This window comes from Kutzneria viridogrisea DSM 43870, from assembly GCF_000525635.1.
GTDB lineage: Bacteria > Actinomycetota > Actinomycetes > Mycobacteriales > Pseudonocardiaceae > Kutzneria > Kutzneria viridogrisea.
Genome location: NZ_CP007155.1, coordinates 622,058 through 636,312 on the forward strand (window position 1 = coordinate 622,058; position 14,255 = coordinate 636,312).

Below are 14,255 nucleotides of genomic sequence, written 5' to 3' on the forward strand. Positions count from 1 at the left end.
CGAGTGCAGCTGCATGCGCGGGCCGGTCGAGCGGTCCTGGTCGGGCACGACGGCACCGCCGAGCGCGAGGTGGACCCCAGGTCACTGGCCCTGCCCGCCGACCTCGGCGACGCGCTGCACGAGTGGGCCCAGGTGGCGCTGGCCCTGGTGCCCGAGGACAACCAGCCGGTCGGCGGGGTCGCGGGCGACCTGGTGACCCGGCGCGGGCGCCAGCTGGCGGGCAGGCTGGCCACCGAACTGGGCATGCCGGTCAGCTACACCGACCCGGTCTCCGGCGAGGTGCTCGAGGTGGCACCCGCACCGAGCCCCCTGCCCGACCCGGTCGAGGAACTGCCCGAGCAGCAGGCCGAGCCCGCCGAGCCCACGCCGTGGGGCACCGGGTTGACCGTCACCGCGGTCACGGCGGCCGTCGTGGTGGTCGCCGTGACCGCGCTGTCGTCCTCCCTGGCGCAGGCCAGCCCCTGGCTGGCGGTGGTCGCCAACCTGGTCGTGGTCGGCGGCCTGTCCCCGTCGGTGTGGCTGGCCCGCGCCGTGCCCACCTGGCGCTGGGTCGCGCTCGGCGTGGCCTGCGGCCTGCCCATCGCCTGGGTCCTGCTGCTGCTGAGCCTGCTCGGCCCGCACAGCTGATCAGGCCAGCGAGGCCAGCCAGGCGCGGTGCAGGTCGGCGAACCGGCCCGTGCCCCCGACCAGGTCCTCCGGCGAACCGTCCTCCACGATCCGCCCGCCGTCGACCACCAGCACCCGGTCGGCGATCAGCACCGTGGACAGCCGGTGCGCGATGATCACCGAGGTGCGTTCGGCCAGTACCGTCTCCAGGGCCGACTGCAACACCCGCTCGGTGGGCACGTCCAGGCTGGAGGTGGCCTCGTCGAGCACCAGCACGGACGGGTCGGCCAGCACCGCGCGGGCGAAGGCCACCAGTTGGCGCTGCCCGGCCGACAGCCGCCCGCCGCGCTTGCGCACGTCGGTGTCGTACCCCTCGGGCAGGGCGCTGATGAACTCGTGCGCGCCCACCTCCGCGGCCGCCGCCTCGATCTCCGCACGGGTCGCCTCCGGGCGGCCCAGCGCGATGTTGTCCGCGACCGACCCGGCGAACAGGAAGTTCTCCTGCGTCACCATGGTCACCGCCGAACGCAGGTCCGCGTCGGCCACCTCGCGCAGGTCCACCCCGTCCAGCCGCACCGCGCCCGCCGAGGGGTCGTAGAAACGCGCGACCAGCTTGGCCAGCGTGGACTTGCCCGCACCGGTCGCGCCGACCAGCGCCACCGTCTGACCGGCGGGCAGCACCAGGTCGAACCGGGGCAGCACCACCGGGGTGTCCGGCCGGTAGCGGAACTCCACGGCCTCGAACCGCAGTTCCCCCCGCGTGCCACCGGTCGGCAGCGGCACCGGGCTCGCCGGTTCGGGCACCGAAGGCGCCTCCTCCAGCACCCCGGAGAGCTTCTCCAGTGCCGCGATCGCCGCCGCGTAGGCGTTCGTCAGCTGCGCGAACTCGTCCAGCGGGTCGAAGAAGCGCCGCAGGTACAGGGCGAAGGCCGCCAGCACACCCAGTGCGAGATCGCCCTGCGCCACGCGGATCGCGCCCCAGGCCAGCGCGACGGCCATCGCCACGTTGCCCAGCAACCGGACCAGCGCGATGTAGCGCGCGAGCACCAGCAGTGCGTTCGTGTTGGCCGCGCGGTACTCCTCGTTGACCCCGTTCATGATCGACTCGTTGCGGGGCTCGCGGCGGAACGCCTGCACCGCGCGGATCCCGTTGAGCGTCTCCACGATCTGCACGATCACCCGGGCCACCGCCCCGGTCGAACGGCGGTACGCCTGGTGCGAGCGGGTGCGGAACCACTTGGTGAGCAGCACCAACGGCACGATCGCGACCAGCACCACGCTGGCCAGCTGCACGTCCAGCACCAGCATGGTCGCCGCCACGCCGATCACCGTCAGTATCGAGCTGAACAGCCCGTCCAGCCCCATCTCCAGCAACTCGTCGATGGAGTGCACGTCGTTGGTGAGCCGGGCGATGACCTTGCCCGAGGTGTAGGACTCGTGGAAGGACAGGGAAAGCCGCTGCACGTGCCGGAACACCCGCTGCCGGACGTCGAGCAGCAGGTCCTGGCCGATCCGCCCGGACACCCGCAGGAAGCCGTACTTGGCCGCGGAACTGACCAGCCCGCACAGGGCGTAGCCGGCCACGCACCAGGTCAGCGTGCTGCCGCCGCCCGCGAGCACCTCGGGCACGCCCCGGTCGATGGCCGCCGCGATCAGCAGCGGACCCGCCAACTGGGCCGCGTTCTCCAGCAGCACCAGCACGAGCGCCAGCGCCGCCGCCCAGCGGTGCGGGCGCATCAGCGAGCCGAGCAGCGCGCGTGAGCGGGTCCGCAGCCTGGCCCCGGTGACCTGGTCGAGGTCCTCGACCTCCTCGGCGGCAACCCCCCGCCAGGACTCCTGTACCGCCGTCACGGGACCGACACCTCCTGATCGTCCATAGTGGACAGAAGTCGGCGGTATTCGGCGTTGTCCGCCAACAACTCGCTGTGCGTGCCGATCGCGGTGATCCGGCCGTCGGCGAGCAACGCCACCCGGTCCGCCAGCTGCACGGTGCTCGGCCGGTGCGCCACCACCAGCGCCGTCACCTCGCGCAGCACCTCCCGCAGCGCGCGCTCCACCTCGCCCTCGGTGTGCACGTCCAGCGCGGACAACGGGTCGTCCAGCACGAGCACCGCCGGTCGGCCCGCCACGGCACGGGCCAGCGCCAGCCGCTGCCGCTGCCCGCCGGACAGCGACAGGCCCTGCTCGCCGACCCTGGTGTCCAGGCCCCAGGGAAGCGCTTGCACGAACTCCTCGGCCTGCGCCACCCGCAGCGCCTCGCGCACCTGCTCCTCGCTGGCCTCCGGCACACCCAGCGCCACGTTCTCCCGCACGCTGGCCGAGAACAGCACGGGCTCCTCGAAGGCCGTCGCCACCACCCCGCGCAGGTCGGACAGTGCCAGGTCGCGCACGTCCACCCCGTCCACGGTGATCCGGCCACCGGTCACGTCCGCGAGCCGGGGCACCAGCGCGGTCAGCGCCGTCTTGCCCGAACCGGTGGCGCCCACCAGCGCGACCGTCTCACCGGGACGCACCACCAGGTCCACGCCGCGCAGCAGGTCGCGGCCCTGGCCGTAACCGAAGCGCACGCCCTCGAAGCGCAGCAGCCCGCGCACCGGCTGGGCCAGCGGCACCGGGTGTTCCGGGTCGGTGACCGTCACCTGGGTGTCGCGGACCTCCCAGTACCGCTCGCAGGCGGAGGCGGCGAGGTTGGTCTCGGCGAGCAGCCAGCCGATGGAGTCGAAGGGCCAGCGCAGGAAGGTGCTCACGGTCAGCGCCGCGACCAGCGTGCCCACGGTCATCGTGCCGTTCGCGATGCCCAGCGCACCGGCCAGCAGCTGACCGGCGATGGCCAGCTCGGGCAGCGCGATCAACACCGCCCACAGCGCGGCCATGATGCGCACCTTCCGCAGTTCGGTGCCGCGCAGCAGGCGGGCCTGCTCGTCGAACAGCTTCGCCATGTGCCTGCCCCGGCCGAACGCCTTGAGCACGCGGATGCCCAGCACCGACTCCTCGATGGTGCTGGCCAGGTCCCCGTCCTGGTCCTGGGCTTGGCGCGCGGCCACCTTGTACTTCGTCTCGAACAGGTAGGACAGCAGGATCAGCGGGGCGCCGCAGCACAGCACGATCAGGCCCAGCACCGGGGAGAGCACCGTCAGCAAGCCCACCCCGGTCACCAGGATCAGGCTGTTGACCACCAGGAAGATGCCCGCGAAGGCGATCCAGCGGCGCACGGTGCTCATGTCGTTGACCGCGCGGGACAGCAGCTGACCGGACTGCCAGCCGTCGTGGAAGCCCACCTGGAGCCGTTGCAGGTGGCGGTAGAGGTCCATTCGCATGCGGGCCTCGATGCGGGTGCTCGGCACCAGGTTCAGCCTGCGCCGCACGTACATCAGCCCGGCCTCGACCCCGCCGAGCAGCAGCATGCCCGCCACCAGCCAGGGCAGGCTCGCCAGCTCGCCCCTGGCCACCGGCCCGTCGATGATCCGCTGGATCACCAGCGGGATGGCCAGCCCCGCCAGCATCGCGAGCAGCGCGGCCACCGCCGAGCCCACCAGCCACCAGCGCACGGGTTTCACGTACGGCCACAGCCGCAGCAGCGTGGTCGGTGTCGAGTGGCGCACCGGGTGGTCCCCGACGGCATCCATGGCGCAGTCCCCCCTCACGGTCATCTCGACCATACGGAGGACCTCTGACAACGACATCCGAATTTCCCGGTGGCATAATCCGCGCCATGACCAGCCAGGAGCCGGTCCGCTACCTGCGCACCGAGCCCACGATGGCGTTCCCGGAGGGCCGGTTGCTCGCCCGCCGGGAACGGCAGCTCTACGTGTTGGCGCCCGACGGGTGGACCCACCTCGGCGTGGACCGCACCGTCACCGCCAAGCCGCTGACCCGCGAAGAGGCCGAGGACTGGTGTGAGCGCGAGGGCATCGACTGGGCCGCGTTCGAGCAGCTGTAGGCGGCACCTACCTCAGCACGTCCCCCGCCACTCCCTGGGGGGGCGACCCCGATCCCAGTCTACCGCCCGCAACCCCTACCTGATCTTGCTGAAGATCCACATGTGGACAACTCGCCGCCTGTGGACAACCCGGCCGGATCAGCGCTGCGAACGCACCCCGAGCAGCACGTCCTCCCAGGAGGGCACGATCGGGTGGTTCTTCTTGCCACGCCTGGGCGGGGCCTCGGCCTTGCGGCTGTGCTGCTCCGGCTGGGGGGCCTGCGCCGCGGGTGCGGGCGGCTGCTCGGGCTCGGGATCGGTGATCTCCGGGGCGGGCGGCTGCTCCTGCTTCGCGGCGGGCGGCTCCGGGCTCGGCTCGGCGACCTGCGGCTCAGCCGCGGGCACCGCGTGGTCCGCGGGGTGCTGCCCCAGGTCGGTGTGCTCCAGCTCCAGGGCCTGCCTGGCCAGCTCGGTCACCGGCCGCACGGTGCGCAGCGGGCGGCTCGGCGAGGGGTCGAGCAGGTCGATGGCGTGGTCGTCGATCGCGGTCACGGTGCCACCGTGCGCCCCGGGGTGGAACGCCCAGTGCGCGCGGTTGTCCGAGCGGCCAGCCTGCCAGTGCAGCTGGATGATCCACTTGCCGTCCTCGCCGCGCCAGGAGTCCCACTCACCGCAGGAGTAGTCCTGCCCGCGCAGCCCGAAGGAGTGCGCGATGATCTCGCCGAGGGTCTGCACGTCCGGCCCGTCCTCACGGATCGGGTGGGCGCGCTGGGCCAGCTCGGCGGTGCGGGACCGCTCCAGCAGCACGGGGTAGGCGAAGCGCTCGACCCGGTGCACCGGCAGCCCGGCCGCGGTCGCGACCTGCTCCACCGACTCACCGGCCCGGATGCGGGCCTGGATCTCGCGTGGGCGCATCTGCGTCTCCGTCTCCGCGGCGATCTGGCCCAGCCGCGCGGCGTCACCGCGCGCGGCGGCGCGCAGGCGCTCGTCGCAGGGGATCGTGTAGCGCTCACCGCGCACGGGGTCTTCGCAGATGACGGATGTGCCGTCGTCGTCGAGCCCGACGACCCGCAGCGCTCGCATCACGGCCTCCCCGATGTCTCACCTCGCCAACTGCCCACGTTAGTACGGCGCGCCTACTTGACGCGGTAGGCGCGCCGAGTCTAACGGGATCCGACCTCGATCTTGCCGGATTTACCCCATGGGACGCACGACGAGCGCCCGAGGTTCACCGGTACGGACCTTGATCTTCAGGCGGTTGCCAGCGAGATCGTCACTGACAGGCCGCCGTCGATGCCTGGCTCGGCACTGGCCGTGCCGCCGTGCGCCGTCGCGATGGACCGCACGATCGACAGGCCAAGGCCCGCGCCCTCGCGGCCACCGGTCCGGTCCCTGGCCAGTCGCCGGAACGGCTCGAACAGGGCGGCCACCGACTCGGCGGGCACCCGCTCGCCGGTGTTGCGCACCACCAGCCGCCCGGTCTCCACCAGCACCCGCACGCTGCCCTCGGGCCGGTTGTACTTGATCCCGTTCTGCACCAGGTTGGTGATCATCCGCTCCAGCAGCACCGGGTCCCCGGGCACGGTCACCTCGCTGCCCTCGCGCTCCAGCCGCACCCCGTGCTCGGCTGCCAGGTTGTTGTGCGCGTCGAGCACGCCGACCACCAGTTCGTCCAGGCGCACCGGCACGTGCCCGGTGAGCCCGCGGTCGCTCTCCGCCAGCACCAGCAGGCCCTCGATGAGCCGCTCGTTGCGCTCATTGGTCAGCAGCAGCTGAGCCCCCAGCCTGCGCAGCTCCACGTCCTTGCTGGTCTCCAGCGCCAGTTCCACCAGCATCCGCTGCACGGCCAGCGGGGTGCGCAGCTCGTGCGAGGCGTTGGCCGCGAACCGGCGCTGGCCGTCGAACCCCGCGGCGAGCCGGTCCAGCACCTCGTCGAGGGTGTCGGCCAGCCGCCGCAGCGGATCGTTCACCGCGCCGGGCTGCCTCAGCCGCTGCCCCAGGTTGTGCGGCCCGAGCTGGGAAACGGCGGTCGTGATCGTGGTCAGCGGGCGCAGCGCCCACAGCAGCATCCGCCGGGACAGCCAGAAGACGAGCCCGACTGTCGCGACCGTGAGTATCCAGAAGAACGTGGCCGTCGTTGGAGTGCCGCCCTGCAACTGGAACCACAGGAAGCCCCCGTAGTAGTGACTGGTCAGCAGCCAGCCGAGCAAGTCCAGGAGTTGCCAGCCCAGCAACCCCACCAGCAATGTCCCCGCCATGGCCCAGCCGACCCGGCGGCGCATCGAAGGACCCTGGTTCAGCCACCGAAGCGGTAGCCGGCGCCGGGCACGGTCGTGATCACCGGTGGCTCGCCCAGCTTCCTGCGCAGGGTCATCACCGCCACCCGGACCGCGTTCGTGAACGGGTCCGCGTTCTCGTCCCATGCCTTCTCCAACAGCTCCTCGGCGCTGACCACCGTGCCGCCCGCGCGCATCAGCACGGCCAGCACGGCGTACTCCTTGGGGGACAGGGCCAGCAGTTCCCCATCCCGGTACACGCGGTGGTGCGGCTGGTCCAGCACCACACCGGCCAGTTCCAGCACCGGCGGCAGCGCGGGCCGCGCGCGCCTGCCCAGCGCCTGCACCCTGGCCACCAGCTCGGCCAGCGCGAACGGCTTGGTCAGGTAGTCGTCGGCACCCAGCCCCAGCCCGTCGACCCGGTCCCTGATGCTCACGGCGGCGGTCAGCATCAGCACGCGGGTCTCCCCGCCACCGCCGACCACCTGCTGGCACACCTCGTCACCGTGCACCCCGGGCAGGTCCCGGTCGAGCACCAGCACGTCGTAGGCGTTGACGGCCAACCGCTCCAGCGCGGCCTCCCCGTCGTAGCAGACGTCCACGGCCATGGACCGCCGACGCAGGGCCTCGGCGACCCCGTCGGCGAGCTGGCGTTCGTCCTCGGTGACCAGTACCCGCACCCCAGGAAGTATCCCGGACAACGGCATAAGCGCCAGATAAGCGCCGCGCTTACCGGTCGCGAATCCTGTGCCACCTACAACTGGTGCAATGCGCCGCTTTCTCGTCCTCGTGCTCAACCTACTGGCCGTCGCCTATCTGCTCTGGCAATACCCCGAAGCGCAGGGCGATTTCGCCGTATACCGGGTTGGTGGGGAAATCCTGGCGAATGGTGGCTCCCTCTATGCCGGACCGGTCTGGGGCGACCTGCTGTTCACCTATACGCCCTTCGCGGCGCTGACGTTCACGCCCTTCACGGTGATTCCCTACGCGCCGGGCAGCCTGCTGTTCACGGTGCTGACCTATCTCGCACTCGCGGCGGTCCTGCTGGTGGTGCTGCGCCGCCCGAGCCGGGTCGCGGTGGTGCTGCCGCTGACCCTGCTGCTGGAGCCGGTGCGCGCCACGCTCGGCTTCGGTCAGATCAACATCCTGTTGCTGCTGCTCGTGGTGCTGGACTGCCTGGTGGACTCGCCGCGGTGGCCGCGCGGGCTGCTCGTCGGCATCGCGGCGGCGATCAAGCTGACCCCGTTGGTGTTCCTGGTGTTCTTCCTGGTGAAACGGGACCGCAGGGCCGCGGTGGTGACGCTGGTGACCTTTGCCTCTTGTGCGGTGCTGGGCTGGTTGTTCGCTCCTGCGAGCTCACTGGACTTCTGGACCAGGGCCGTTTTCGACACCAACCGGATCGGGTCACTGGCCTTCTTCGGCAACGAGTCGCTGCGCGGCATGCTGGCCAAGGTCGCCGTCATTCCACCGGCAGTGCAGTTCCTGCTGTGGGCACTGGGCAGCGTTGTCGTGCTGTACCTGGCAGTGCGGGGTATACGCCGCGCCGGGACAGGTCAGGCACTGGTGCTGTGCGCGCTCGCCGGGCTGCTCATCTCGCCGATTTCCTGGTCGCACCACTGGGTCTGGCTCGTGCCCGCGGTGCTGCTGCTGGCCGACCGGCGCCTGGCGCTGACCGGTGTGGTGCTGATGGCGCTGTGCTCCATCGACCCGGTCGGCGGGCTCGTGCTCGCCGTGGGCGGCTACTTCTGGTTCGCGCTGGCGGTGCTGGTGAAGGCCGCGCGCCCGGCCGTACCGGACGCGCGGCCCACCGAACTCAGCCCAGCTGGCCGACGACCCAGTCCACAGCCCGCGTGAGCGTGCTGACGTCCTCGGGGTCGATCGCCGGGAACATGCCCACCCGCAGCTGGTTGCGGCCCAGCTTGCGGTACGGCTCCACGTCCACGATCCCGTTGGCGCGCAACACCTTCGCCACAACGGCCGCGTCGATGGACTCGGCGAAGTCGATCGTGCCGACCACCTGCGAGCGCAGCGCCGGGTCGGTCACGTACGGGGTGGTGTACTCGGTGGCCTCGGCCCAGGAGTACAGCCGCGAGGAGGAGTCCGCGGTGCGCTTGGTCGTCCAGTCCAGGCCGCCCTGGGCCAGCATCCAGTCGATCTGGTCGGCCAGCAGGAACAGCGTGGCCACCGAGGGCGTGTTGTAGGTCTGGTCCTTGGTGGAGTTGTCCAGCGCCGTGGTCAGCGACAGGAACTCCGGCACCCACCGGTCCGAGGCGCCGATCTCGGCCACCCGCTCCAGCGCAGCCGGGCTCATCAGCGCCAGCCACAGGCCGCCGTCGGAGGCGAAGCACTTCTGCGGCGCGAAGTAGTAGACGTCGAACTCCTCGGCGCGCACCGGCAGACCACCGGCGCCCGAGGTGGCGTCCACGGCGATCAGCGCGCCCTCGGACCCGGCCGGGCGGGTCACCGGCACGGCCACACCCGTGGAGGTCTCGTTGTGCGCCCAGCCCACCAGGTCCGCACCGGCCTGGTAGGCGATCTCCGGGGCGCTGCCCGGGTCGGCCTTGACCACGATCGGGTCGGCCAGGAACGGGGCCCCCTTGGTGACGGTGGCGAACTTCGAGGAGAACTCACCGAAGGTGAAGTGCTGCGAGCGCTCGCGCACCAGACCGAACGCGGCGGCGTCCCAGAACGCGGTGGTACCGCCGTTGCCGAGCACCACCTCGTAGCCCTCGGGCAGCGAGAACAGCTCGCGCAGCCCGGACCGGACCCGACCCACCAGGGACTTGACCGGCTTCTGCCGGTGCGAGGTGCCCATCAGCGCGGCCCCGTCGGCGGCCAGCGCGGCCAGCTGCTCGGGGCGGACCTTGGACGGGCCGCAGCCGAAGCGCCCGTCGGAGGGCAGCAGTTCGGCGGGCAGTTTCAGCGTGGCGGGATCAGCGGTCTGGGTCATGCCGGCGCCTCCGGAAGGGCGAGCGGGTACGGTGACCGGCGCCGTTGCCGGGCCCACAGTGTTGCAAACCGGTGTCCTCAGTGTGACGTCCGGGTGTGCCGCACCACACAACTCAGCCCTGCTCCAGGCCCTCCAACAGGATCACCTGCGCCCGGGTGGCCAGCTCGTCCCAGCGGTCCGCGGGCAGCTCCAACTGCTGGCGGACCCGCCGCCTGCCGCCGACCAGCTGCAGCAGCGCCGTGTCCCCGGTGATGTCCTGCACCCCGAAGTCCCCGAAGAACCTGTGCAGGCCCATCGTGAACCAGCGCAGCGCCCCGTCCAGGTCGGCGGCCTCCTCCAGCACCTCGGCCGCGCACACGTACGCCGCCGGGTCGTTCGGGTTCGCGGCCATCAGGTCGTCCAGCTGGCGCAGCGCCGCCTCGGGCCGCCCGGTGTCGAACAGGAAGCCCGCGTAGTAGGCGCGCACGTCCCCGGCGACCTGCCCGCCGTCGGCGATCGCCGCCTCGAACAGCTCGCCAGCCCGATCCGGCCGACCCGCGGCCGCCCACCCCTCGGCGGCCTCCACCAGGTACTGCGCGCGCTCCTCGGGGCAGGCCGCCGCCAGCGCCTCGGCCTGCTCCGCCTGCGCGGCCGGACCCTCACCCTGCACGACGAGCAGGGTAGTACCTGCAGGCCACTCCGCGTGATCACGATCTGACCCGCGGCAACCGCACTTGTCGGTACCTCGCGGTAGCGTCGAACCAGGGGACCTCGCGCCCCCCAAGGGGCCCCTGGGGACCCCCGAAAACCACGTTACTGCGGACCTCCGACAGTCAGCGGTGGGCGATGCTGTCCCAGCCCTCGACCTCCTCGGGGCGGCGGGCCTGCGGGCCCACGTACTGGGCGGAGGGCCGGACGAGGCGGCCGGTGCGCTTCTGCTCCAGGATGTGCGCGCACCAGCCCGCGGTGCGGGCGCAGGTGAACATCGCGGGCATCATGTGCGGCGGCACCTCGGCGAAGTCGAGGATGACCGCGGCCCAGAACTCCACGTTGGTCTCGATGGCGCGGTCCGGGCGGCGTTCGCGCAGCTCGGCGAGGGCGGCCTGCTCCAGTTCGGCGGCCACCTCGTAGCGGGCGGCGCCGAGTTCGCGGCAGGTGCGGCGCAGCACCCTGGCCCTCGGGTCCTCGGCCCGGTACACGCGGTGCCCGAAGCCCATCAGCCGCTCGTGCCGGTCCAGGATGCCCGCGACCACGCGGCGCGCGTCCCCGACCCGCTCCACCTCCTCGATCATCGGCAGCACGCGGGCGGGCGCCCCGCCGTGCAGCGGTCCGGACATGGCGCCGATCGCCCCGGACATGGAGGCGGCCACGTCGGCCCCGGTGGAGGCGATGACCCGCGCGGTGAAGGTGGAGGCGTTGAGGCCGTGCTCGGCGGCGGAGACGAAGTAGGCGTCCACGGCCTTGATGTGCGCGGGATCGGGCTCACCGCGCCAGCGGGTCAGGAACCGCTCGGTGATGGTGGTGCACTCGTCGATCCGCTTCTGCGGCACGGCGGCCCGCCCGATGCCGCGCGCGGACTGCGCCACGTAGGACAGGGCCATCACCGAGGCCCTGGCCAGCTGCTCGCGGGCCTGCTCGTCGGTGATGTCCAGCAGCGGCTGGTAGCCCCAGATCGGCGCGAGCATCGCCAGCGCGGCCTGCACGTCCACCCGGACGTCCCCGGTGTGCACCGGGATCGGGAACGGCTCGGCGGGCGGCAGCCCCGGCCCGAACCGGCCGTCCACCAGCAGCGCCCAGACGTTGCCGAAGGTGACCCGGCCTGCGAGGTCCTCGATGTCCACCCCGCGGTAGCGCAGCGCACCGCCGTCCCGGTCGGGTTCGGCGATCTCGGTCTGGAAGGCGATCACGCCCTCGAGCCCGGGGCGGAAGCCGTTGTCTGTCTGTTGCGCGGCGGTCATGGTGTCCGTCCTCTACCAGCGAGCGTCCCCGACTCCCGCACGTCGCGCGGTCGGTGGCACACTGCGGCGACCGCGCCGCACCGCACGGGTTGGCGCAACAGTGCTCCTCGATCCGGGGATCGGCAATCGCTGGGGGTCGTGTCCTGCCTCACTGTTACTGATGAACATCGCGTCACGTCCGTGTTTCCGCAACGTTCTGGCTGTCGGCCCGTGATAGGTCTCATGCCATGCACCTGACTCCCCACGAGCGGGACAAGCTGCTGGTCCACGTGGCCGCCGACCTCGCGCGCAGGCGCCTGGCGCGGGGTGTGCTGCTGAACTACCCGGAGGCGGTCGCGCTGATCACCGACCACGTGCTGGAGGGCGCCCGCGACGGGGAACCGGTCAGCGCGCTGATGGCCAGCGGCAGGCAGGTGCTCAGCCGCGAGCAGGTACTCGACGGGGTGCCCGAGATGATCGACTCGGTACAGGTGGAGGCGACCTTCCCGGACGGCACCAAGCTCGTCACGGTGCACGACCCCATCGTGTGAACGGAGGCCGCATGTACCCAGGTGAGCTGATCCCCGGCGAACAACCGGTCCCGCTCAACCCAGGCCGCCCGAGGATCACCCTGCTGGTGGTCAACCGCGCCGACCGGCCGGTGCAGGTGGGCTCGCACTACCACTTCGCGGCGGTCAACCCGGGGCTGGACTTCGACCGGGACGCGGCCTGGGGCCACCGGCTGGACATCCCGGCGGGCACCTCGGTGCGCTTCGAACCGGGTGTGGAGCGCACGGTCGACCTGGTGCCGCTGGGCGGACGCCGGGTGGTGCCGGGACTGCGCAAGGAATGGGCTGGTGAGCTGTGAACTCGATCGACCGGCACCGGTACGCGGAGTTGTTCGGGCCGACCACGGGGGACCGGATCCGGCTCGCTGACACGAACCTGCTCATCGAGGTCACCGAGGACCGCTGCCTCGGGCCGCAGGGCGCTGGCGACGAGGTGGTCTTCGGCGGCGGCAAGGTGATCCGCGAGTCCATGGGCCAGTCCACGGCCACCCGCGCGGAGGGCGCGCCCGACGTGGTGATCACCGGCGCGGTGGTGCTGGACCACTGGGGTGTGGTCAAGGCCGACGTGGGCATCCGTGACGGGCGCGTCGTGGGCATCGGCAAGGCGGGCAACCCGGACACGATGGACGGGGTGGACCCGGGGCTGGTGATCGGGCCGAGCACCGAGGTCATCGCGGGCAACGGCCGGATCCTCACCGCGGGCGGCATCGACTGCCACGTGCACTTCATCTGCCCGCAGCTGGTGGACCAGGCCCTGGCCACCGGGCTGACCACGCTGATCGGCGGCGGCACCGGACCGGCCGAGGGCAGCAAGGCCACCACGGTCACGCCGGGTTCCTGGAACCTGGCGCGGATGTTGCAGTCCATGGACTTCCAACCGGTGAACATCCTGTTGCTGGGCAAGGGGAACACCGTCAGCGAGCCGGGGCTGTGGGAGCAGCTGCGCGGTGGCGCGGGCGGGTTCAAGCTGCACGAGGACTGGGGCACCACACCCGCGGTGATCGACGCCGCGCTGCGGGTGGCGGACGCCTCCGGGGTGCAGGTGGCCATCCACACGGACACCTTGAACGAGGCCGGTTTCGTGGAGTCCACTGTGGACGCCATCGCCGGGCGCTCGATCAACGCCTACCACACCGAGGGCGCGGGCGGCGGGCACGCGCCGGACATCATCAAGGTGGTCGGCGAGCCCAACGTGCTGCCCTCCTCCACCAACCCGACCCGCCCGCACACGGTCAACACCCTGGACGAGCACCTGGACATGCTGGTGGTCTGCCACCACCTCAACCCCTCGGTGCCTGAGGACCTGGCCTTCGCTGAGAGCCGGATCCGGCCGACCACCATCGCCGCCGAGGACCTGCTGCACGATCTGGGCGCCATCTCGATGATCAGCTCCGACTCGCAGGCCATGGGCCGCATCGGCGAGGTGGTGATCCGCACCTGGCAGACCGCGCACGTGATGAAGGCCAGGCGGGGCGCGCTGCCCGGGGACGGGGCCGCCGACAACCTGCGCGCCCGCCGCTACGTGGCCAAGTACACGATCAACCCGGCCATCGCGCACGGCATCGATCACGAGGTGGGCTCGGTGGAGGTGGGCAAGCTGGCCGACCTCGTGCTGTGGGAGCCGAAGTTCTTCGGCGTGCGACCGCACCTGGTGCTCAAGGGCGGGTTCGTGGCCTGGGCCGCGATGGGCGACGCCAACGCGTCCATCCCCACCCCGCAGCCCGTGCTGGCCCGCCCGATGTTCGGTGCGGCGCCACGGGTCGCCGCCGCGAGCAGCGTGCACTTCGTCGCGCGGGCGGCGATCGAGGACGGGCTCGTGGACCGGCTCGGGCTGAGCACGCCGCTGCTGCCGGTCGCCGACACGCGCCGTCGCGGCAAGGCCGACATGCTGCTCAACGACGCGTTGCCGGAGGTCCGCGTGGACCCGGACAGCTTCGCCGTGCACGTGGACGGGGAACTGGTCGAGCCCGCGCCGGTCACCGAACTTCCCTTGGCCCAGCGCTACTTCCTGTTCTGATG

Annotated in this window: 14 protein-coding genes; 6 read left to right on the top strand and 8 right to left on the bottom strand. The window is 71.8% G+C overall.

Features of this window, described 5'->3' with window-relative positions; genetic code table 11:
* Positions 1-3: 3 nt before the first annotated feature.
* Positions 4-627: a DUF2537 domain-containing protein gene (locus KALB_RS02985; protein WP_025354242.1), complete on the top strand. Its 624-nt coding sequence runs from the start codon at positions 4-6 to the stop codon at positions 625-627.
* Here the strand turns inward: KALB_RS02985 and KALB_RS02990 are convergent, their stop codons facing one another.
* Both KALB_RS02990 and KALB_RS02995 read right to left on the bottom strand, forming a co-directional pair.
* Entirely contained in the window at positions 628-2,457 is a 1,830-nt protein-coding gene (locus KALB_RS02990; RefSeq protein WP_025354243.1) for an ABC transporter ATP-binding protein, read from the bottom strand.
* Positions 2,454-4,232, bottom strand: coding sequence for an ABC transporter ATP-binding protein (locus KALB_RS02995; protein WP_236650160.1), 1,779 nt, complete (start codon positions 4,230-4,232; stop codon positions 2,454-2,456). Before KALB_RS02995 ends, KALB_RS02990 begins: the two co-directional genes overlap by 4 nt.
* A gap of 86 nt (positions 4,233-4,318) precedes the next feature.
* Between KALB_RS02995 and KALB_RS03000 the strand changes: the two genes are divergently transcribed.
* The gene (locus tag KALB_RS03000) at positions 4,319-4,546 is read left to right on the top strand and encodes a hypothetical protein (protein ID WP_025354245.1); all 228 of its coding nucleotides are present in this window, start codon (positions 4,319-4,321) and stop codon (positions 4,544-4,546) included.
* 138 nt (positions 4,547-4,684) lie between these two features.
* Here KALB_RS03000 and sepH read toward each other — a convergent pair whose 3' ends face one another.
* The 3 genes from sepH to KALB_RS03015 form a co-directional block, all read right to left on the bottom strand.
* Entirely contained in the window at positions 4,685-5,608 is a 924-nt protein-coding gene (gene sepH / locus KALB_RS03005; protein ID WP_025354246.1) for a septation protein SepH, read from the bottom strand.
* Between the two features lie 167 nt (positions 5,609-5,775).
* The gene (locus KALB_RS03010) at positions 5,776-6,807 is read right to left on the bottom strand and encodes a sensor histidine kinase (protein ID WP_025354247.1); all 1,032 of its coding nucleotides are present in this window, start codon (positions 6,805-6,807) and stop codon (positions 5,776-5,778) included.
* 14 nt (positions 6,808-6,821) lie between these two features.
* Positions 6,822-7,481: a response regulator transcription factor gene (locus KALB_RS03015; RefSeq protein ID WP_025354248.1), complete on the bottom strand. Its 660-nt coding sequence runs from the start codon at positions 7,479-7,481 to the stop codon at positions 6,822-6,824.
* An 88-nt stretch (positions 7,482-7,569) separates the two neighbouring features.
* On the opposite strand from KALB_RS03015, the gene KALB_RS03020 reads away from it, so the two are divergent.
* The gene (locus KALB_RS03020) at positions 7,570-8,655 is read left to right on the top strand and encodes a glycosyltransferase 87 family protein (RefSeq protein ID WP_025354249.1); all 1,086 of its coding nucleotides are present in this window, start codon (positions 7,570-7,572) and stop codon (positions 8,653-8,655) included.
* On the opposite strand, the gene serC is transcribed toward KALB_RS03020, so the two are convergent.
* The 3 genes from serC to KALB_RS03035 all read right to left on the bottom strand — a co-directional run bounded on the left by serC (position 8,615) and on the right by KALB_RS03035 (position 11,688).
* Positions 8,615-9,751, bottom strand: coding sequence for a phosphoserine transaminase (gene serC / locus KALB_RS03025; RefSeq protein WP_025354250.1), 1,137 nt, complete (start codon positions 9,749-9,751; stop codon positions 8,615-8,617). The two genes, KALB_RS03020 and serC, sit on opposite strands and share 41 nt — an antisense overlap.
* Positions 9,752-9,863: 112 nt before the next feature.
* Positions 9,864-10,400, bottom strand: coding sequence for a tetratricopeptide repeat protein (locus KALB_RS43605; RefSeq protein WP_025354251.1), 537 nt, complete (start codon positions 10,398-10,400; stop codon positions 9,864-9,866).
* Positions 10,401-10,563: 163 nt separating this feature from the next.
* The gene (locus tag KALB_RS03035) at positions 10,564-11,688 is read right to left on the bottom strand and encodes a citrate synthase 2 (protein ID WP_025354252.1); all 1,125 of its coding nucleotides are present in this window, start codon (positions 11,686-11,688) and stop codon (positions 10,564-10,566) included.
* A 227-nt stretch (positions 11,689-11,915) separates the two neighbouring features.
* On the opposite strand from KALB_RS03035, the gene KALB_RS03040 reads away from it, so the two are divergent.
* The 3 genes from KALB_RS03040 to KALB_RS03050 are packed head-to-tail and all read left to right on the top strand — an operon-like array spanning position 11,916 to position 14,253.
* The gene (locus KALB_RS03040) at positions 11,916-12,218 is read left to right on the top strand and encodes an urease subunit gamma (protein ID WP_025354253.1); all 303 of its coding nucleotides are present in this window, start codon (positions 11,916-11,918) and stop codon (positions 12,216-12,218) included.
* A gap of 11 nt (positions 12,219-12,229) precedes the next feature.
* Positions 12,230-12,535, top strand: a complete 306-nt coding sequence (locus KALB_RS03045) for an urease subunit beta (protein ID WP_025354254.1) — start codon at positions 12,230-12,232, stop codon at positions 12,533-12,535.
* Positions 12,532-14,253, top strand: a complete 1,722-nt coding sequence (locus KALB_RS03050; protein ID WP_025354255.1) for an urease subunit alpha — start codon at positions 12,532-12,534, stop codon at positions 14,251-14,253. The genes KALB_RS03045 and KALB_RS03050 overlap by 4 nt, the downstream gene beginning before the upstream one ends.
* Positions 14,254-14,255 lie beyond the last annotated feature (2 nt).

Bases quoted from the DNA above. Each gene is read 5' to 3' on its own strand.
- KALB_RS02995 (WP_236650160.1), bottom strand. From the start codon at position 4,232: ATGGATGCCGTCGGGGACCACCCGGTGCGCCACTCGACACCGACCACG.
- KALB_RS03035 (WP_025354252.1), bottom strand. From the start codon at position 11,688: ATGACCGCCGCGCAACAGACAGACAACGGCTTCCGCCCCGGGCTCGAG.
- KALB_RS03045 (WP_025354254.1), top strand. From the start codon at position 12,230: ATGTACCCAGGTGAGCTGATCCCCGGCGAACAACCGGTCCCGCTCAAC.
- KALB_RS03000 (WP_025354245.1), top strand. From the start codon at position 4,319: ATGACCAGCCAGGAGCCGGTCCGCTACCTGCGCACCGAGCCCACGATG.
- KALB_RS03010 (WP_025354247.1), bottom strand. From the start codon at position 6,807: ATGCGCCGCCGGGTCGGCTGGGCCATGGCGGGGACATTGCTGGTGGGG.
- KALB_RS03040 (WP_025354253.1), top strand. From the start codon at position 11,916: ATGCACCTGACTCCCCACGAGCGGGACAAGCTGCTGGTCCACGTGGCC.
- serC (WP_025354250.1), bottom strand. From the start codon at position 9,751: ATGACCCAGACCGCTGATCCCGCCACGCTGAAACTGCCCGCCGAACTG.
- KALB_RS03020 (WP_025354249.1), top strand. From the start codon at position 7,570: ATGCGCCGCTTTCTCGTCCTCGTGCTCAACCTACTGGCCGTCGCCTAT.
- sepH (WP_025354246.1), bottom strand. From the start codon at position 5,608: ATGCGAGCGCTGCGGGTCGTCGGGCTCGACGACGACGGCACATCCGTC.